At 71.5% G+C, this 18,785-nt stretch carries 16 protein-coding genes; 7 read left to right on the plus strand and 9 right to left on the minus strand.

The annotated features are described in order from the left end of the window. Window positions 1–69 precede the first annotated feature (69 nt). From ACIPSA_RS18750 to ACIPSA_RS18760, 3 genes are all read right to left on the minus strand, one after another. Window positions 70–729 carry a zf-HC2 domain-containing protein gene (locus ACIPSA_RS18750; protein ID WP_402635856.1) on the minus strand — a complete coding sequence of 220 codons (660 nt, stop codon included), beginning with the start codon at window positions 727–729 and terminating at the stop codon, window positions 70–72. Between the two features lie 141 nt (window positions 730–870). Continuing rightward, complete coding sequence (locus ACIPSA_RS18755; protein WP_402635859.1) at window positions 871–1,386, minus strand: hypothetical protein; 516 nt, start codon at window positions 1,384–1,386, stop codon at window positions 871–873. A 146-nt stretch (window positions 1,387–1,532) separates the two neighbouring features. Continuing rightward, on the minus strand, window positions 1,533–2,081 hold the full coding sequence (locus ACIPSA_RS18760) for a sigma-70 family RNA polymerase sigma factor (RefSeq protein ID WP_402635862.1): 549 nt from the start codon (window positions 2,079–2,081) through the stop codon (window positions 1,533–1,535). A gap of 229 nt (window positions 2,082–2,310) precedes the next feature. Here ACIPSA_RS18760 and ACIPSA_RS18765 point away from each other — a divergent pair, with 229 nt between their 5' ends. Continuing rightward, window positions 2,311–3,462 (plus strand): CapA family protein, encoded by a 1,152-nt coding sequence (locus tag ACIPSA_RS18765; protein WP_402635865.1) that lies wholly within the window; start codon window positions 2,311–2,313, stop codon window positions 3,460–3,462. A gap of 38 nt (window positions 3,463–3,500) precedes the next feature. On the opposite strand, the gene ACIPSA_RS18770 is transcribed toward ACIPSA_RS18765, so the two are convergent. Further along, window positions 3,501–4,913, minus strand: coding sequence for an amino acid permease (locus tag ACIPSA_RS18770; protein WP_402635868.1), 1,413 nt, complete (start codon window positions 4,911–4,913; stop codon window positions 3,501–3,503). 158 nt (window positions 4,914–5,071) lie between these two features. Next, complete coding sequence (locus tag ACIPSA_RS18775; RefSeq protein WP_402635871.1) at window positions 5,072–5,551, minus strand: universal stress protein; 480 nt, start codon at window positions 5,549–5,551, stop codon at window positions 5,072–5,074. A gap of 110 nt (window positions 5,552–5,661) precedes the next feature. On the opposite strand from ACIPSA_RS18775, the gene lysX reads away from it, so the two are divergent. Together lysX and ACIPSA_RS18785 are read left to right on the plus strand one after the other, a co-directional pair. Further along, window positions 5,662–8,940: a bifunctional lysylphosphatidylglycerol synthetase/lysine--tRNA ligase LysX gene (gene lysX, locus ACIPSA_RS18780; protein WP_402635874.1), complete on the plus strand. Its 3,279-nt coding sequence runs from the start codon at window positions 5,662–5,664 to the stop codon at window positions 8,938–8,940. 92 nt (window positions 8,941–9,032) lie between these two features. Beyond that, window positions 9,033–9,872, plus strand: coding sequence for a polysaccharide deacetylase family protein (locus ACIPSA_RS18785; RefSeq protein WP_402635877.1), 840 nt, complete (start codon window positions 9,033–9,035; stop codon window positions 9,870–9,872). A 31-nt stretch (window positions 9,873–9,903) separates the two neighbouring features. Here the strand turns inward: ACIPSA_RS18785 and ACIPSA_RS18790 are convergent, their stop codons facing one another. After that, a complete protein-coding gene (locus ACIPSA_RS18790) occupies window positions 9,904–10,581 on the minus strand; it encodes a class F sortase (RefSeq protein WP_402635880.1) in 678 nt (225 codons plus the stop codon). 334 nt (window positions 10,582–10,915) lie between these two features. Here ACIPSA_RS18790 and ACIPSA_RS18795 point away from each other — a divergent pair, with 334 nt between their 5' ends. Next, a complete protein-coding gene (locus ACIPSA_RS18795; RefSeq protein ID WP_402635883.1) occupies window positions 10,916–11,695 on the plus strand; it encodes a hypothetical protein in 780 nt (259 codons plus the stop codon). A gap of 137 nt (window positions 11,696–11,832) precedes the next feature. Here the strand turns inward: ACIPSA_RS18795 and ACIPSA_RS18800 are convergent, their stop codons facing one another. Then, window positions 11,833–12,597 (minus strand): hypothetical protein, encoded by a 765-nt coding sequence (locus ACIPSA_RS18800; protein ID WP_402635886.1) that lies wholly within the window; start codon window positions 12,595–12,597, stop codon window positions 11,833–11,835. Window positions 12,598–12,653: 56 nt separating this feature from the next. Then, window positions 12,654–13,235 carry a hypothetical protein gene (locus ACIPSA_RS18805; RefSeq protein ID WP_402635889.1) on the minus strand — a complete coding sequence of 194 codons (582 nt, stop codon included), beginning with the start codon at window positions 13,233–13,235 and terminating at the stop codon, window positions 12,654–12,656. 294 nt (window positions 13,236–13,529) lie between these two features. Between ACIPSA_RS18805 and ACIPSA_RS18810 the strand changes: the two genes are divergently transcribed. The 3 genes from ACIPSA_RS18810 (at window position 13,530) to ACIPSA_RS18820 (ending at window position 17,697) form a co-directional block, all read left to right on the plus strand. Then, on the plus strand, window positions 13,530–14,504 hold the full coding sequence (locus ACIPSA_RS18810; RefSeq protein ID WP_402635892.1) for an SCO0930 family lipoprotein: 975 nt from the start codon (window positions 13,530–13,532) through the stop codon (window positions 14,502–14,504). Between the two features lie 239 nt (window positions 14,505–14,743). Next, window positions 14,744–15,556 carry an SAM-dependent methyltransferase gene (locus ACIPSA_RS18815; protein WP_402635895.1) on the plus strand — a complete coding sequence of 271 codons (813 nt, stop codon included), beginning with the start codon at window positions 14,744–14,746 and terminating at the stop codon, window positions 15,554–15,556. Beyond that, the gene (locus ACIPSA_RS18820; RefSeq protein WP_402635898.1) at window positions 15,553–17,697 is read left to right on the plus strand and encodes a putative bifunctional diguanylate cyclase/phosphodiesterase; all 2,145 of its coding nucleotides are present in this window, start codon (window positions 15,553–15,555) and stop codon (window positions 17,695–17,697) included. Before ACIPSA_RS18815 ends, ACIPSA_RS18820 begins: the two co-directional genes overlap by 4 nt. Before the next feature lie 199 nt (window positions 17,698–17,896). Here ACIPSA_RS18820 and ACIPSA_RS18825 read toward each other — a convergent pair whose 3' ends face one another. Further along, window positions 17,897–18,781 carry a LysR family transcriptional regulator gene (locus tag ACIPSA_RS18825; RefSeq protein WP_402635901.1) on the minus strand — a complete coding sequence of 295 codons (885 nt, stop codon included), beginning with the start codon at window positions 18,779–18,781 and terminating at the stop codon, window positions 17,897–17,899. Window positions 18,782–18,785: the final 4 nt, after the last annotated feature.

Genomic DNA, 18,785 nt, shown 5'->3' on the forward strand with positions numbered 1-18,785 from the left:
GCCGCACCGGCGAACCCTGTCCAGGCGGACGGCAGGATGTCCCGGCTGCTGAAGCAGGTCACCAGCAGGTCACTCGGGCGCTTCGAGGGTGATCAGCCGATCGCCCTCGGTCGTGCGCACCTCGTACTTGGCGATCTCCTCGGGGTGCATCGCGGCGCCCGCGCGCATGGTGTTCGTCATGCCGTCGTGGCCGGTCTCGTCCCAGCTGCCCGCGATCTGCTCCGAGCCGTCGCGGCCGATCACGACGAGCCGGCAGGAGTGGTGGCCCGAGGCGTCCTTCACCTTCAGCTCCACCTGGCTGCCCCAGTCCGCGTCCGCGGTCGTGACCTGCGCCCATACGCCCGACTTCGCGTCGGTCGCCGCCGTGACACGGACGGCCGAGTCCTCCTGGCCGGTGGTGTGCACCGCGATCCCGGCGCCGACCACCGCCAGCACCACGGAGGCGGCCAGGCCGTACAGGAAGCGCCGACGGCGCCCCCGGTGCCGTACGGCCACCTCGCCGAGCAGGCGGTCCAGCAGCCGCGGGCCGGGCTGGGTCATGGGGTGCACGAAGCGCGGCGTGGCCCGTCGGTACAGCATCAACTGCCGTGCAGTCGGCCCGAATTCGGTCACGTGTGCCGCGCAACGAGGGCACTCCATGAGGTGGTCCTCGAAGCGGAAGGCCTCCGCCTCGTCCAGCACGCCGAGCGCATACGCGCCGACGTCGCGATGCCTTTCCAGGGACCTCATGCCGAATCCTCGTGCCGAAGGGTGTGGGTGGGGTTACTCCTTGCTCCCACCCGTACGCACCCGACAGCCGAATCACTCAAGGCGCACACAGAATCGTAATCATGGGATTCGGAGCGGCCGGGCCCGCGGATTGGTCCTGATTCAAAAAAGATGGATGGCGAGATGTCCGAGGGGCAGTCCCAGCTGCCAGGCGGGTGTCCAGACCTTGGGTCCGTCCTCCTCGCCGACCAGCGCACCGCCGCCCGGCACCGCGTCCAGGTCAGGCGCGAGCAGCTCTGTCTCCCGCAGCCAGCGCCAGGCCTCCGCCGCCAGATCCAGGTCCGGCGCCGGGGCGCCCGACCCGGTCGCCTCGGCGGCGAGGTGGGCCATGCGCTCGCGCACCCAGTCCTGCCACGGCTGGTCGTACGCCGTCAGCGAAAGCCAGGTCTCCAGCTGGGTGACGACCCGGATGCCGGAGAGTTCGCCGTCGGTGTCGGACAGGAAGATGGTCAGCGCCAGCGCGTCCCGGCCGGCCCGGAACTCGAAGGACGTCGGCGGCATCAGATCACCGGTGCGCAGCAACTCGTCGGCGATGTACTCCGCGTACAGCCATGCCATGGGGACGGTCAGTTCACCGTCGTCGGTGCCGTCCGGGCTCTCTTGACCTCTGTGCAGCATCCCTTCCTGCCTTCCTCCGGTGCGTGCGCGTCGCCCGAACCCGGGCCTGGGGCAGGGCCCCATCCGGAACACGGATGAAGACAGCTGATTGCTCAAACGTGGTCCTCAGCAAGGCGCTTTGCGAAGGCTTTGCGTCGGCGTGCGTTTCACCGCAGGTCGGCCGCGTATCCCGGAAGCACCCGGCGCAGGGCGCGCAGCGCGTAGTACGCGCGAGACTTCACGGTACCGGGCGGAATTCCGAGGGTTTGCGCGGCCTCCGCAACACTCGCCCCTTGGAAATACACGAGTACCAGAACGTCACGGTGTTCCCGAGTGAGTGTCTTCACAGCCTCGCGGACGTCCAGCGTCGCGGCGGACCGCTCGGCGTGGTCGGCGATCACCCGCGCGTTCTCCAGGACCGCGTCGCCGACCTCCGGGGGCCGCGCCTGACGGGCGCGGCGCGCGTCGATGGCGAGCCGCCGCCCCACGGTCAGCAGCCACGGCCGTACGGAGTCGAAGTCGTCGGCGCGCAGTGCCTCGGGATGCTGCCAGGCGCGCACGAAGGTCTCCTGCACGAGGTCCTCGGCGCGCTGCCGGTCCCCGTCGCAGAGCCGCAGCAGCAGCGCGAAGAGCGGTCGGCCGTGCTCGCGCTGCAGCGCGGCGAGCTCGTGCTCGGCGGTCGTCGTCCCGTGCGGGAGGGTGGTTCCGGCCGTCATGGCCGTATGGCACCGCAGGGTGCGCCTTCGGGACAGGGGGTGCACAGGGATCTGCGACGGACGGTCGATCGCGTCGGCGAACGGTTCGACGAACGGTCCGTCAGGCCCCCGTCCCGGACACCGGACGGGTTAATGAGGGTGCCGGAGCCGTTTGGGGTGGCTTCCAGAATCGTACCCATTTGTCTGTAAATCTGGCTTTAGGTTCATATGTGCACACTGGGGTGAGCTGATGATCGCACGCAGACGACAGGTGGCCCTGGCCCTGACGGCCCTCCTCACCGCGGCCGCGGCCTGCCAGGCCCAGGAACGGCAGGGCTCCGCCCCGCCCGGCCGCCCGGCGCCGCCCGCCGCCCGGGGCTTCACCCTCGTCGCCTCCGGTGACGTGCTGCCGCACACGTCCGTCCTCGAACGGGCCCGCTTCGACGCCGGCGGCAACGGCTACGACTTCCGCCCGATGCTCTCCGGGGTCGGACCCGTCGTCTCCCGCGCCGATCTGGCCCTGTGTCACATGGACAGCGTCTACGGCCCGAGCGGCGACTACAGCGGTTCCCCCGCCTTCGCGGCGCCTCCGGAAGTCGCCCTCAGCCTCGCCGCGGCCGGCTACGACGACTGCTCGACCGCTTCCGAGCACGCGCTCGACGACGGCGCGGCCGGTATCCGGCGGACCCTGGACACCCTGGACATGGTGGGTCTGCGGCATGCCGGCACGGCCCGCACCGAGAACGAGGCACGCACCGTCACGCTCCTGCCCGCGGGCTCCGCGAAGGTCGCACACCTGTCGTACACGTTCGACACGAACGGCCTCGCGCTCCCGCCGGGCGAGCCCTGGGCCGTCAACCTGATCGACGAGCGCCGTATCGTCGCCGACGCCCGCACCGCCAGGAAGGCGGGCGCCGACGTGGTGGTCGTCTCCCTGCACTGGGGCACCGAATGGCAGGACGTCCCCGACGAGCAGCAGCTCGCCCTCGCCAAGCGGCTCACCGCCTCACGCACCCGCGGCCGCCCCGACGTCGACCTCATCCTCGGCGCCCACGCCCACGTCCCGCAGGCGTACGAGAAGGTCAACGGGACCTGGGTGGTCTACGGGATGGGCGATCAGATCACCGGCGAGATCCGCAACAGCCAGGGCGTCCAGGACCTGCGCGCCATCCAGTCCACCATGGGCCGCTTCACCTTCTCCCCGCCCGCCCGGCCCGGCGACCGCTGGGAGGTGACCAGGGCCGAGTACATCCCGCAGATGTACGACCTCGACGCCGGCCGCGTGGTCGACGTCAACGCGGCGATCACCAACGGCGCCGACCTGACCGGAGTGCGTGACCGCATCCGCGACGTCGTCCTCAGCCGGGGTGCGGCCAAGGACGGGCTGGTCATGGGTCAGTGACGCGGCCGGACCGCCTCCGCACCCGCCGGCGTGCCGGTCTAGCGACCGGCCAGCCGCGACCGCTTGTACGAGTAGCTGAAGTAGACCACGACCCCGATCACGAACCACACGGCGAACCGCACCCACGTCTGCCACTGCAGGAACGTGATCAGCCAGACCGAGAAGACGACACCCAGTCCCGGCACGAACGGCATCCACGGCGTACGGAAGGTACGCGGCAGCTCCGGCTGCCGGTAGCGCAGCACGATCACCGCCGTGCACACCACCACGAACGCCAGCAGGATCCCGATGTTGGTGAGCTCGGCCGCCTCGCCGATCGGCACGAACCCGGCGAGGACGGCCGACGCGGCCCCGACGATCCACGTGACGCGCGTCGGCACGTGCCGCGTCGGGTGCGTCTTCGCGAACCACGCGGGCAGCAGCCCGTCCCGGGACATCGCGAACCACACCCGGGTCACACCCAGCATGAAGGTGAACATCACGGTGAGGATGCCGATGATCGCGCCCACCGCGATCACGTCCGCGAGCGCGCTCAGCCCCACCGACTTGAACGCCGTGGAGAAGCCGCTCTCCGGATCGATCTCCGTGTACTTCTGCATGCCGGTCAGCACCAGGCAGGCCGCCACGTACAGCACCATCGAGATGGCGAGCGAGTAGATGATCGCCCTGGGCATGTGCCGCTGGGCGTCCTTGGACTCCTCGGCCGCCGTGGACATGGCGTCGTATCCGAAGACGGCGAAGAACACGGTCGCCGCACCGGTGAACGCCCCGCTGATCCCGAACGGGAAGAAGGGGTGGTAGTTCGCGCTGTCGATGTGGAACACACCGACACCGATCACCACCAGCACGACCAGCACCTTGAGCGTCACCACGACCGTCTCGAAGCGGGCCGCGCTGCGGATGCCGAGGTTCAGCAGCCAGGCGATGAGCAGGCACAGGAGCGCGGCGAACAGATCGACCCGGTGCCCGTGGCCGGTCCCCGGCGCGCCGAGCATCCAGGCCGGCAGGTTCGCACCCATCTCCTCGACCAGGAACCCGAAGTACCCGGAGATGCCGATCGCGACCACCGCCACGATCGCCGTGTACTCGAGGAGCAGGTCCCAGCCGATGAACCAGCCCGCGAACTCGCCGAGCACCGCGTACCCGTAGGTGTAGGCCGAGCCCGCCTTCGGGATGAGCCCCGCGAACTCGGCGTACGACAGCGCGGCCGCCGCGCTCGCGAGTCCGGCGATGAGGAAGGAGACGACCACCGCGGGTCCCGCCACGCCGTTGGCCACCGTGCCCGCGAGCGTGAAGATGCCCGCGCCGATGATGCCGCCGATGCCGATCGCGGTCAGCTGCCACAGGCCGAGCGCCCGGTCGAGCCGGGGGCCCTCGGTGACCTCCGTGTCCTCGATGTGCTCGATGGGTTTGCGACGGAGAATCCCCTCGCCCATGCGCAGCTTGGCCATGTGCCTCACCCCTTCGCCGACAGGAAACGGGTGACGCAAGTCTCATCATGGCTCGGCGGCGTCCGCCCACGGTAGACGCCCGTACGGGCTCGGCCCACGCGGGCGTCCAGGTTCTGACGCCGGTTACCCCGCCGCCGCTCCCGCGAGCGCCCCGGGGGCTACGGCACCACCGTCACCGGCCAGCGCCCCGCCTTGACCAGCCGGACGGCCACGGAGCCGATGATCCGGTGGCCCGCCTGCTCGGAGGCGCCGACGACCACCGCGTCCGCCTTGAGCTCGTCCGCCGCCTTGACCAGGCCGTTGTAGGGATCGCCGCGGAAGGTGTGGAACTCCCAGCGCACGTCGAACATCCCCTTGAGCCGCTCGGCCGCCTCCCGGATCTGCCCGATCAGGTCCTCGGCGATCTCCTCGGTCGTCTCCGCCACCGGTGCCCCGAGCGCCGCGCCGGCCGTGAGTACCGGCTGCACGTACACGACGGCGAGCAACGCATGCTGCCGCCGCGCCAGGCCACTGGCGTAGGCCGCGGCGCGCAGCGAGGAGTCGGAACCGTCCACACCGACCACGATGACCTTCGGCCCGTCCGTGCCCCGCTCGAACCGGTGCTCGTGCTGTTCGTGCTGTTCCCGGTCTTCCGTCACGGTTTCGAGGCTATCGGAACACCCGGCTCCGGCGTCCGCCCGGGACCGCCCGGGACCGCCCGGGACCGCTCGACGAGCGAGCTGCCCGGGGCCTTCCTACAGTCGGAACCATGAGTGCCACCGCGGAGGCCGCCACGGGGAGGGACGCCGCGGGCCCGATACGGCCGGCCGCGGGCGGCTTCCTCAGCCGGGTGCCCGAGAGCTTCGCGACCTTCTTCGGCGCCCTCGGCCTCCTGTGCGGCCTGCTCGCGTTCATCACCCCGCTGCGCGTCCTGCTCCGCCCGCTCGTCCACTTCCTCGACCTGCTCCTCGTGCCCGTCAGCGCCAATCTCGCGTACGCCGTCTTCCTCTTCCTGCTGGCAGCCGCGACCGGGGCGCGCAAGAAGGTCGCCTGGTGGCTGGTCGTCGTCTATCTCGGCCTGATCGTCCTCAGTGACATCCTCGGCGCCGCGCTCGGCCAGTACGCCCAGTCGCTGCCTTCCCTGGTGGTGTGCGGTCTCGCGCTGGTCCTGCTGGTCGTGGCCCGCAAGGAGTTCTACGCCGCGTCCCGGCGCGGCGCCGTGTGGCGGGCGCTCGCCGTCCTGCTCGTCGGCCTCGCCGTGGCGATCCTGGCGGGCTGGGGCCTGGTCTCGCTGATCCCCGGCACGCTGCCCGAGGGCCAGCACCTGGCCTGGGCGGCCGACCGGGTGCTGGGCGGTCTGGTCTCCGACCGGTCCTTCGACGGCCGTCCGCCCCGCGCCGTCACCTTCCTGCTCGGCCTGTTCGGCGCGCTCGCCCTGCTGAACGCCGCGGCCACCCTGTTCCGTTCGCAGCGGCTGGAGGCCGCCCTGCACGGTGACGAGGAGGCCCGCATCCGCGCCCTCCTCAAGACGTACGGCGAGGACGACTCCCTCGGCTACTTCGCCACCCGGCGCGACAAGGCCGTCGTCTTCTCGCCCAGCGGCAAGGCCGCCGTCACCTACCGCGTCGAGGCCGGTGTCTGCCTGGCCAGCGGCGACCCCGTCGGCGACCGCGAGGCCTGGCCGCACGCCATCGCCGTCTGGCTCGGCCTGGCCCGCCGCCATGCCTGGGCTCCCGCCGTCATGGGCGCCTCCGTGGACGGTGCCACCGCCTATGCCCGCGCCGGACTCGGCGCGCTCCAGCTCGGCGACGAGGCCATCGTGCACGTGCCCGGCTTCGACCTGGACGGTCGCGACATGCGCGTCACCCGTCAGGCCGTGCACCGGGTCCGGCGCACCGGCGCCACCTGCCGCGTCCGCCGCCACCGCGTCCTCACCGAGGCGGAGATGGAGGCGGTCGTCGACAAGGCCGACGCCTGGCGCGACACCGAGACCGAGCGCGGCTTCTCCATGGCCCTGGACCGGCTCGGCGACCCGGCCGACGGCGACTGCCTCCTCGTGGAGGCCCACAGCGGCGACGGCCGGCTCCTCGCGCTGCTCTCCTTCGTGCCCTGGGGCGCGGAGGGCGTCTCCCTCGACCTGATGCGTCGTGACCGCACCGCCCCCAACGGCGTCATGGAGTTCATGGTCGCCGAGCTGTGCGCCGCCGCCCCCAAACTCGGCGTGCACCGGATCTCCCTCAACTTCGCGGCGTTCCGCTCGGCGTTCGAGGAGGGCGCCCGCATCGGTGCCGGACCGGTCCTCAGGCTGTGGCGCCGCCTGCTGCTGTTCTTCTCCCGGTGGTGGCAACTGGAGGCCCTGTACCGCTCGAACGCGAAGTACCACCCCGAGTGGTACCCCCGCTTCATCTGCTACGGCGAGCCCGCCTCCCTCGCCCGCATCGGCCTCGCCTCCGGAATCGCCGAGGGCTTCGTCTCCGTACCGTCGCTGCGCAAACTCTGGGGAAAGGGGCACTCGCAGGCCGGGCAGCGGCCCACGAGCACCGAGGGTCTGCCGCCCCTGCCGGAGCTCGGCCTCGACGGAGGGGGCGAGGCCGGGCCCGCCGCACCGTACGCGGGCCTGCCCGAACAGGTCCGCGTACGGCACCGCAGGCTCGACCGGCTGCGTGCCGACGGCACCGACCCCTACCCCGTGGGGACTCCGCGGCCGACCCACACCCTCGCCGAGGTGCGAGAGGGCGAGGAGGTCACGGTCGCGGGCCGGATCATGCTGGTCCGCGACTTCGGCGGCATCGTCTTCGTCGTCCTGCGCGACTGGTCCGGCGACGGCCAACTGGCCCTCACCCGCACCGGCTCCGGCCCGGCCCTCGACCGCTTCACCGCCGACACCGACATCGGCGACCACATCGTCGCCACCGGCCGCGCAGGCCGCAGCGACAAGGGCGAGCCGACGGTGTTCGTCACCTCCTGGCAGCTGACCGGCAAGTGCCTGCGCCCCCTGCCCGACAAACGCCGAGGCCTGACCGATCCCGAGACCAAGGTGCGCATGCGCTACCTCGACCTGGTGACCAGCCCCGACGCCCGCGACGTGGTCCGCGCCCGCTCCACCGTCGTACAGGCCCTGCGCCAGGGCCTGCTCGACCGTGGCTTCCTGGAGGTCGAGACCCCGATGCTCCAGCAGATCCACGGCGGTGCCAACGCCCGCCCCTTCACCACCCACATCAACGCCTACGACCTCGACCTGTACCTGCGCATCGCCCCCGAGCTGTACCTGAAGCGGCTGTGCGTCGGCGGCCTGGAGAAGGTCTTCGAGCTGGGCCGCACCTTTCGCAACGAGGGCGTCTCCCACAAGCACAACCCCGAGTTCACGATGCTGGAGGCCTACCAGGCGCACGCCGACTACGACGACATGCTCGACCTCACCCGCGAGCTCGTCCAGGGCGCGGCCACCGCCGCCTTCGGCCGCCCGGTCGTCCGCAAGGACGGCAGGGAGTACGACATCTCCGGGCCCTGGCCGGTCAGGACGGTGTACGGGGCGATCTCGGAGGCGCTGGGCGAGGAGGCCGGCCCCGGCACGGACCTGGAGACCCTGCACCGGCTGTGCGACCGGGCCGGGGTGCCGTACACCGCGGACGACGGGCACGGCGACATCGTCCTGGAGATGTACGAGCGCCTCGTCGAGGAACGGACCCAGCTGCCCACCTTCTACAAGGACTTCCCGACCGACGTCTCCCCGCTCACCCGGCAGCACCGCACCGACCCGCGCCTCGCCGAGCGCTGGGACCTGGTCGCCTTCGGCACCGAACTCGGCACCGCCTACTCCGAACTGACCGACCCGGTCGAACAGCGCCGCCGCCTCACCGCCCAGTCCCTGCTCGCCGCCGGGGGAGACCCCGAGGCGATGGAGCTGGACGAGGACTTCCTCGACGCCCTGGAATACGCGATGCCGCCCACCGGCGGGCTCGGCATCGGCGTCGACCGACTGGTCATGTTCCTCACCGGCCTGACGATCCGCGAGACACTCCCGTTCCCCCTGGTGCGCCGCCGCTGACCCGGACTGATCCTGGTCCGACCGGGTGCTTTCCAGCCTCCGAACCGGTGTCGCTGTGGTGCGCCGGAGCATCGTCGGGCGACTGATGAGTCATGCAGAAGGATCAGTTGCTCACCCGGCGCCGGATGCTGCTCGCCGGCGCCGCCTTTCTGGGCGCCGCAGGGGCGGCCGGACTGCTCGCGTCGGGCACGGACGAGGAGTCGGTACCGACCGCGCCGCCCGTCGCGGGCCCGCAGGCGCGCGCCGCGCTCAAGTCCTCCGCCTACCGGCTCCAGCCCCTCACGGGGGACGGACCGCCGCGCGCCCGCCCCCGCGAGGTCGCCGTGCGGCGGGAACCCATCCTGGAGATGCCCGGACACGGCGGCCGCATCATGGTGCTGACCTTCGACGACGGCCCCGACCCCCGCTACACGCCCAGCATCCTGGACACCCTGGACGAGTACGGCGTCCGCGCGATGTTCTTCGTGTGCGGGGAGATGGCCGCGAACAACAGGGAACTGCTGGCCCGGATGGCCGACGTCGGGCATGTCGTCGGCAACCACACCTGGACCCATCCGCTGCTGACCCAGCTCCGCCGCAGCGAGATCCGCTCCGAGATGGTGCGCACCAGCGATGTCATCGAGGACGCCTACGGGGAGCGGCCCCTGTGGTTCCGGGCGCCCTACGGGGCCTGGAACCGCGCGGCGTTCCAGCTGGGTGCCGAGATGGGGATGGAGCCGCTGGCCTGGACGGTCGACAGCCTCGACTGGACCACTCCGGGCACCCGCACCATCGTCGACCGGATCGAGGGCGGCGCCGCCCCCGGTGTCGTCGTGCTCTCCCACGACGCCGGGGGAGACCGCTCCCAGAGCGTGCGGGCGCTGCGCCAGTACCTGCCGTATCTGCTCGACTCCGGCTATCACATCACCGTCCCGCGACGGCGCACCACCTGAACGGGCCGCCGCCCGCCCCGCCGGGGAACGCTCAGCGGACCCCGGCCAGGCGGGCGAAGACGACGACGTTGCCGTCGTAGCCGTGCTGCTTGGAGAAGCCTCCGCCGCAGGTGATGATCCGCAGTTCGGGCGTGCCCTTGGAGCCGTAGACACGGTCTCCCGGGAAATTGCTCTTCGCGAAGAGTTCGACGCCGTAGATCTCGAAGACGGCGGTCCTGCCGTCCTTGCGGCCGACCTCGATGCGGTTCCCCTTCGACAGGGACCCGAGTTCGTAGAACACGGCCGGGCCCTTCGTGTTGTCGACGTGCCCCACGATCACCGCGGTTCCCTTTTCGCCGGGCGAGACGGAACCGGTGAACCAGCCGGCCAGGTTCGGGTTCTCGGGCGGTGGCGCGGCGACCCAGCCGTCCGTGTCGAGGCCCACGGGCACGACCGGTGCGTCGATTCGGATCGCGGGGATCCTGACCCGGTCGACGGCGGAGAACGGCAGGGCCTGCGGGGCCTCGGCGACGTCGGTGCCGGGCACGCTGCTGTCCGCGGCCGCGGCCGCGGCCTTCTCGGGCTGCGGCGGTCCGACGTCGAACTCTCCCGAGCCGTTGCGGATGAGCGCGAGCCCGGTCAGCAGAACCAGCGCTATGACGCCCCACGGGGCGCGCTTCCTCCGTCGCTCCTCCTCTTCGGCAAGCTCGGCCAGCTGGGACCCGTACATTCGCCATCCCCTCTCGACAGGGCTGTCACCACGTCAATCGCGCATACGAGAACGCTAAGTCCCGCGGCCGCGACCAGCGACGAGACGGAGGGCGAACGGGTGGCCCGGACGCCTTTCGGTGCGCCATCCGAGTAGCCGGGGACAGGAAATTTTCTGACGGTCCGTGACCTGCGGCGTTGTCCTATTGTGTGGTTTTCCTCCGGCGTGTCCGCTCACCAGGACGGACCATTCTCGACATGCGGGCGTGTTCCGCGAGTCCGAGGGTCTGTCCTGGAGGTGCTTTCTCGCCGATCGACCGGGGACGGGTCCCGGGGTGCCTCCCGCGGAGGATCACATGAGAAACACACGCGCCCTGGCGGCCGCGGCCGCCACGGCCGCCGCCCTCGGGCTCGCCGCCCCCGCGGCCGTCGCGGACGGCATGGGCAACCCCGGCGGCCCGAGTGCCACGGAAACGAGCGGGGCGGTCATCGGAGGCACTGGCATCGGCGGCGTCGGCGGCATCGGCGGTGTCGGTGGTATCGGCGGCATCGGTGGTGTCGGTGGTGTCGGTATCGGCGTCGGCGGTGTCGGCGGCTTCAACAACGGGTTCCCGAACAACGGGTTCGGGAACAACAACGGGTTCCGCCCCAACAACGGGTTCGAGAACCATGGGCGCAACGAGGGCGGCAACAACGGCGGGTTCCCGAGGAACATCAACGCCAGCCCCAACGTGGTCCGCCCGGGCGAAGAAGGGATCACCATCACGGTGGACGGCTGCCGGAGCGGCGGCGTCGCGACCTCGCTAGCCTTCACCCACGACGTCTCGCTGACACCGTTCATCAACAGTGACACGGCCAAGGGCAAAGCGGCGGTCAGCCCCAACGCCCAGCCGGGCTCGTACGAGATCACGGTCAACTGCAACGGCCGCAGCCTGACCCGCCCGGACGCCTTGACCGTGATCCGGGACGAGCAGGGCGCCACGACACCGCGCGGCGGCAGCAAAGCCGGCCTCGGCGGCAGCATCTCGTCCGGGGCGACGACGACGGACATGGCCATCGGCGGCGGGCTCGTGGCCTCGGCGGTGATCGGCGGCGGGGTGTTCTGGGTCCGCCGCAGGCACGAGAAGCGGATCTGACCGGGCGGCCCCTCTCCCGAGCCGGTCCCTTCCGGAGAGCACATCGCACGGCGACAGGCCTTCGCCCCGGTCCCTCACGTCACGCGGCGCCCGCCCGCAGGTGAGGGCCTGTCAGCCGGACCCGCGGGCTGCCGCCGTCAACCCTTGACGTGCGGGAACAGGGCCAGGAACGGCTGGGCCGTCGCCGCGATGCCGCGGCTGTAGGGCGAGTCGAAGTCCCAGATCAGAAAGAGCATGAAGGCGATCGTCGCGGAGAACAGCCCGGCTAGGAGGAGCTCGCGTTTCGTGCGCCGGATCTGCAGGGCGAAGACCATGGCGACGGTGATCGCGCCCCCGGCGAGCAGCCCACCCCACACCACGCCCGGCATCGTCGCTCCCGTCGAGTCGGCCCGGGCGGTGCGCGCCTGGTCGGCCGCGGCCACCTGGTCGACGAGCGGCTGGTAGGCCTGCGCCTGGTAGTCCGTCTTCGGCTCGAAGTCGGTGACGTCCTGGCGGACGCGGCCGAGCAGCTCGGTTCCGCGCGAGGTGAGCCGGCCGTGGTCGGCCATCGCCCTCCACTCGGTGGTGACGACGTGTCCGACATAGACGTTGACATCGCCCCGAATCCGGTCGCGGACGTCGGGCGGATAGACGCGGACCCGCTCGGAGATCTCGTGCAGCGCCTGGGCCTCCGCCTGTACGTGGTCCTGGGCGGCGCTCCGCGCCTCCCACACCCCCGCGATGGCCAGGCCCAGCACGATGGCGTACACGACACCGATCCACATGGTCATGTACTCGATGACGTCCGGGGTCTCACTGGGGTCGTCGTCCTCGGTGGCCGTGCGGTGCCGTACGAGGGTGATGACGACCACGACGGCGCACGCGCCCAGCATGGCGAGGGCGAGAACAAGCCAATCCGACAACAGGTGCCTCCAGAGAACAGGGAATCGACGCATCGACGCATCGACGCGCCGAGGCGTCAGCGCGGGCGCAGCGCGGCGACCGCGACCACCGCGGGGACGGTGATGAGCAGGACGTAGGTGACCGGGGACGTGCGGCCGTGCGTGGTCCCGCCGGTCGGCCTGGGGTGGTACCGCGGAAAGCTCACCGGGGTCGGTGAGGGCCGCGGGGTGGGCTTGGGCGACGGGGACGGCGTCGGCGTCGGCGTCGGCGTCGGGGTGCGGACAGGGGCCGGCCGGGGCGCGGGTGGCTTGGGCGCGGGTGGTGGCGGCAGGGGTCTCGGCGTGGGCTTCGGCTTCGGCGGGGGCGCCGGTGGCGGCGTCGGACGCGGGGTCGGCGTCGGTTTCGGCGGGACCGGGGTGGGCGTGGGCGTGGGGCAGGGCAGGGGAGCGGGCGTCGGCCAGGCGGGAGGTGTGGGCCAGGAGCCGCCGCCGGCGACGGCCACCGCGACCGCGACCGTGCCGTCCTGGCCGGTCGAGGCGTAGGCGCAGGCGTCGGCGGCCGCCGGACCGGCCGGACAGCCCGCGAGGGTCCACGCCAGCGCCAGTGCGGCCAGCACCTTCGTGGCGAGCGCGAATCGGGTCCGTTCGGGTCGATGCACGACCGAGATCATGGGCAGCGGAACACCGTCCCACGCCGGAGCGCGAGGGGATTGCCCCGAAGGTGGGACGGGTGCCGTACGGCGGTTTGAACGACGGGAGCCGCGGCGGCGCGCCGATGGCACGCTCGTGCGAGGTGCGCCGGGGGTGTCGCAGGGCGCGGGCGCCGGTGGCGTCACAGGTCTCGGAAAGAAATTTGTGCGCCGGTTGAACACAACGACCGGTCCCGTCCGTACCCATGGTCGTGCGGCGACGCAGAGGCGCTGCAATATCCAGGTGATTATGGGGAGTTGACGATGAATACCTCCTGGCGGAGCGCCTCACTCGTGGCGACGGCCGCGTCGGTGCTGATGCTCACGACGGCGTGCGGTCAGGACAACGCCACCACTCCGTCGTCGGCGGCCCAGAACGTCGGTGCGACGGCGGCGGCGGGCGCCGGCAGCATCACTGCCGGCGCGGGAACCGGTACCGGGACCGGTGCCGGCAACGGCTACGGTGCCGACGGCACCCAGAGTTCGAGCTCCCCCGCCGCGGTGGCGCCCGCGGGCAAGCTGGCCGTGGCCGCCAACCCGGACCTGGGCAAGGTGCTGACGGACGGTGCCGGTCTCACCCTGTACCGCTTCGACGCGGACACCGCCAACCCGCCCAAGTCGAACTGCAACGGCGACTGCGCCACGACCTGGCCGCCGGTTCCCGCGGACGACGCCACGGCCGGCGAGGGCATCGACAAGGCGTTGCTCGGCGAGGTCACCCGCGCCGACGGCACCAAGCAGCTGACCATCGGCGGCTGGCCTGCGTACCGCTACGCCAAGGACGTCAACGCCGGTGACGTCAACGGCCAGGGCGTGGGCGGCAAGTGGTTCGCGCTCGCCCCCGACGGCAAGAAGGCCACGCTGGCCTCCCTGCCCGGTCTGTCCGTCCGCAAGGACGCCAAGCTCGGCGACATCATCGTCGACAAGAACGGCAGGACGGTCTACCGCTTCATCAAGGACAAGGCGTGGCCCAAGGTCGTCTCGAACTGCACCGGCGCCTGCCTGGAGAAGTGGCCGGCCGTCGCCGAGGTCGCCTCGAGCGACACCAAGGGCGTCGTGAAGAAGGGCCTGATGGGCTTCGCCCGGCCCGACAACGGCCAGAAGCAGCAGACGGTCAACTGCTGGCCGATCTACACCTTCTCCGGTGACTCGAAGGCCGGGGACACCAACGGTCAGGGCGTCGGCGGTACTTGGTACGCCGTCGCGCCCGATGGAAAGCTGGTCGGCGCGTCCAAGTAAGCACCGGCGCACGACAATTGGCGCGCGACCACAGCTCCGCCCCCTCCGCACCGCACGGAGGGGGCGGTTCGTCGTGTTCCGGGTCCGTCACCGAGCGGCGTCGATCCGGCACGTGCCGCAGGCAGTGACCGGGAACGGACGGTCAATTTCCGGTTCGGGTCGCTCCTTTGGCGGGCGATCAGTAGCCTCTGCTCGAACACCGGATCGCCTGACCTGTCGCCTACGCCTTGGAGAGATACATGGAGCGTCCCGCCTGGGCCCCACGAAGCATCGACATCTCGGTGCCGAGCGTTTCGCGTATCTACGACTACTACCTGGGCGGATCGCACAACTTCGAGGTCGACCGCGAGGCGGCCCGCAAGGCGATGGAGTTCATGCCGGGACTCCCGAAGATCATGCAGGCGAACCGGGCGTTCATGCGGCGCGCCGTGCGCTTCGCCGCCGACGAGGGCATCGACCAGTTCCTCGACATAGGCTCCGGCATCCCGACCTTCGGCAACGTGCACGAGGTGGCCCAGCAGGCCCGGCCCGGCGCCCGGGTCGTGTACGTCGACCACGACCCGGTGGCCGTGGCGCACAGCCAGGCGGTCCTGGCGGGCCACGAGGACACGGACGTCGTCGCCGCGGACCTCCGCAAGCCGCGGGAGATCCTGTCGAGCCCTCAGGTGGAACGTCTCGTCGACCTGAATCGACCAGTGGCGCTGCTTCTCGTTGCCATACTGCACTTCGTGGAAGACGCGGACGACCCGTACGGAGCGGTGGCCGAGCTGCGCGACGCGCTCGCGCCCGGCAGCCTGCTGATCCTCACGCATGCCTCGTACGAGGGAATCCCGCTGCCGGCCGAGCGGGCGGAGGGCGCGGTGGACGTGTACAAGGACATTCGCAACCCGCTGATCATGCGCTCGCGCGACGAGATCGCGCGGTTCTTCGAGGGGTACGACATGGTGGAACCCGGGCTGGTGCCGATGCCGCACTGGCGGCCTCAGACGGCACCGGAGGACGAGGATCCCTACGCCTTCTCCGGTTTCGCGGGCGTGGGGCGTACGGCGTGACCGCGGAGCCGGACGGGCCGGAGGACAGACTGCGCCGGTTCGCGACGATCTGGAGCCGGGCCGTGTTCCCGGTGACCTCCACGTCGCTGACCCGGCCGGAGTTCGAGGAGCAGCTCCTGCCGCTCGCGCGCAGGCTGAGCGGGGTGCTGCGGGCCCGCAGCTTCGACGCCGACGAGGCCAGGGCGGTCGGCGCGGCGCTGATCGGGGCGCACTGCACCGACCCCGACGCGCTCTCCCGGACCCTGGACTGTGTCGACGCCTACCTGGTGCTCTACTGCGGCGCGGACGGTCCCCAGGACGAGCTGCGGATGCGTTCCTCGCGGCTGCAGCACTCGATGGCCGCCGGTTACGCGCAGGCGCTGCGCGAGCGGACCCTGGCCGAGCAGGAGGCCATCGCCCAGGCCGCGCTCAGGGCCCAGGGTGTGGTGGCGCAGGCGCTGCACGCCAGCGAGGCCCGCTTCCGCGCGGTGTTCGAGGGCGCCGCCATAGGCATCGGCATCGCCGACCTCGACGGCAACGTCCTCCAGGTCAACGGGGCGCTGCTGCGCATGTTCGGCGGCTCCGAGCAGAACGTGCGCACCCGCAACGTCATGGAGTGGACCCACCCCGAGGACGCCCCCCAGACCTGGAAGCTCTACGAGGAGCTGGTGCGCGGCGAGCGCGAGCACTATCACGTCGAGAAGGCCTTCAACCGCCCCGACGGAACCGTCCTGTGGACCAATCTGACGGTCTCCCTGCTGCGTGACGCCGACGGGGACCCGCAGTACCAGCTCGCCCTCATGGAGGACACCACCGAGCGGCGGCTGCTCAACCTCCGGCTGCGCTACGAGGCCACGCACGACGCGCTCACCGGACTGCCCAACCGCACCCTGTTCTTCGAACGCCTGGAGAAGGCCCTGGGCGCGAGCGAGGGCCAGCGCTTCGGCCTGTGCTACCTCGACCTCGACGGCTTCAAGACCATCAACGACAGCCTCGGTCACGCGGCCGGCGACCGGCTGCTCGTCGAGGTCGCCGACCGGCTCCAGTCCTGCGCGACCGCGCCCGGCGAGATGGTGGCCCGGCTCGGCGGCGACGAGTTCGTGGCACTGACCACCGGACCCGGCACCGAGCGCGAGGTCGACGAGCTCGCCGAACGCATCATGCACGCGCTCGTCACCCCGATCCGCATCGACGGCCGTGAACTGCTCGTACGCGGCAGCATCGGCATCGTCGAGGGCCCGGCGGGCGAGCGCACGCCGGCCGAGGTGCTGCGCAGCGCCGACATCACCATGTACCGGGCCAAGTCGGCAGGCGGCAACCGCTCCGAGCTCGCCGACCCGGAGGCCGACGCCCGTGTCATCACCCGGCACGGGCTCACCACGGCCCTGCCGACCGCCCTGGAGCGCGGCGAGTTCTTCATCGAGTACCAGCCGCTGGTCCACCTCGGCGACGGCAGCGTCCGCGGCGCCGAGGCCCTGGTGCGCTGGCTGCATCCGCAGCACGGCGTTCTCGGGCCCGACCGGTTCATCCCGCTCGCCGAACACACCGGACTGATCGTGCCGTTGGGCCGCTGGGTCCTCCAGGAGTCCGTCCGCCAGGCCCGTGAGTGGCGAGAACGTGACGGCGATCAGGCGGCCGCCGGGCCGCTGCGCATCAACGTCAACCTCTCGCCGTGCCAGCTCACCCATCCCGGACTGGTCCAGGACACGGTGGAGATCCTCGAACACGCGGGTGTCCAGCCGGACTCGCTGTGTCTGGAGGTCACCGAGTCCGCCCTCATCGGGGCCGACGACGACCTGCTCAAACCGCTGCGCAGGCTGGCGGAGATGGGCGTCGACATCGCCCTCGACGACTTCGGCACCGGGTACTCCAACCTGGCCAACCTGCGCCGTCTTCCGGTGAGCATCCTGAAGCTGGACCGTTCGTTCACCCAGAGCATGCAGCGGTTCCCGGCGGACCCCGTCGACCTCAAGATCGTGGAGGGGATCGTTTCCCTCGCCCACAGCCTCGACCTCGCGGTCACGGTGGAGGGCGTGGAGACCGGCGCCCAGGCCGAGCAGCTGCGCATACTGGGCTGCGACACGGCCCAGGGCTGGTACTACGCCCGCCCGGGCCCACCGGAGCGGCTGCACGAACTGGCCCTGGTGGACGCGACGGGCTGACGGGTCCACCGGAGCGGCTGCATGAGCTGGCCCCGGTGGACGCGATGGGCTGACGTTCCGAAGTACGGGCGGCGCAGTTCCCCCAGGGGCGCGGGGCTGTATCGACATGCGGCTCCGCCGCGTGGGCGCGACAAGCCACAACGGGCCCGCACTCCTGGACGGCGCTTGCGCGGCAGGCGGGTCCGGGCGAAACCCGGCCTCACCGCTCCAGCAGCATCCGCTGCAGCTCCCGCGCGGCCCGAGGCGGAGCCACATCGCTCCGGTGGGCCAGCGCGATCGTCCGATGCAACCCCGGCCGGGCCAGCGGTGTCACCCTGAGCCCCCGCCCGGCCCGGGTGGCGACCATCCGCGGTACGACGGCCACGCCGAGCCCCGCCCGCACGAACCCCAGCACCGCGTCCATCTCACCGCCCTCCACCGCGAAGTCCGGCTCGAACCCCGCGGAGCGGCACGCGGCCACCGTGAGCTCGCGCAGGTCGTAGCCGTGCCGGAACATCACGAGGCGCTCACCCTCCAGGTCGGCGATGCGCACCGTCCGCCCGTCCCGGCCCGGGGCGGGCGCCTCCGGGGAGGACACCACCACCAGGTCCTCGCGGAGCAGCTCCACCGTGGTCAGGGCGGGTGAGGCGGGTGGCAGGGGGAGGACGATCAGGGCGAGGTCGAGGGCGCCGCGCGCGAGCTGCCGTACGAGGTCGTGGGAGCCGCCCTCCTCGACCAGCAGCCGGATGCCGGGATAGCGGTCGTGGAAGGCCCGCAGCACGTCCGGGAGCAGCCCGGTGCACAGGCTCGGGGTGGCGCCCAGGCGGACGCGGCCGCCGCGCAGCTGCACCAGCTCCTGCACCTCGTGCCGTGCGGTGTCGGCGTCGGCCAGGATCCGCCGGGCCAGCGGCAGCAGCGCCTCGCCCGCGTCGGTGAGCGTGATGTTGCCGCGTGCCCGCAGGAACAGATCCGCCCCCAACTCCCGCTCCAGCGCCTTGATCTGCTGGGACAAGGACGGCTGCGCGACATGGACCAGCTCGGCGGCCCGGGTGAAGTGCCGGGTCTCGGCTACCGCCACAAAGTACTGAAGCTGCTGGAACTGCACGGTT

Origin of the sequence: Streptomyces sp. NPDC086549 (assembly GCF_044746205.1) — a bacterium.
Classification (GTDB): domain Bacteria; phylum Actinomycetota; class Actinomycetes; order Streptomycetales; family Streptomycetaceae; genus Streptomyces.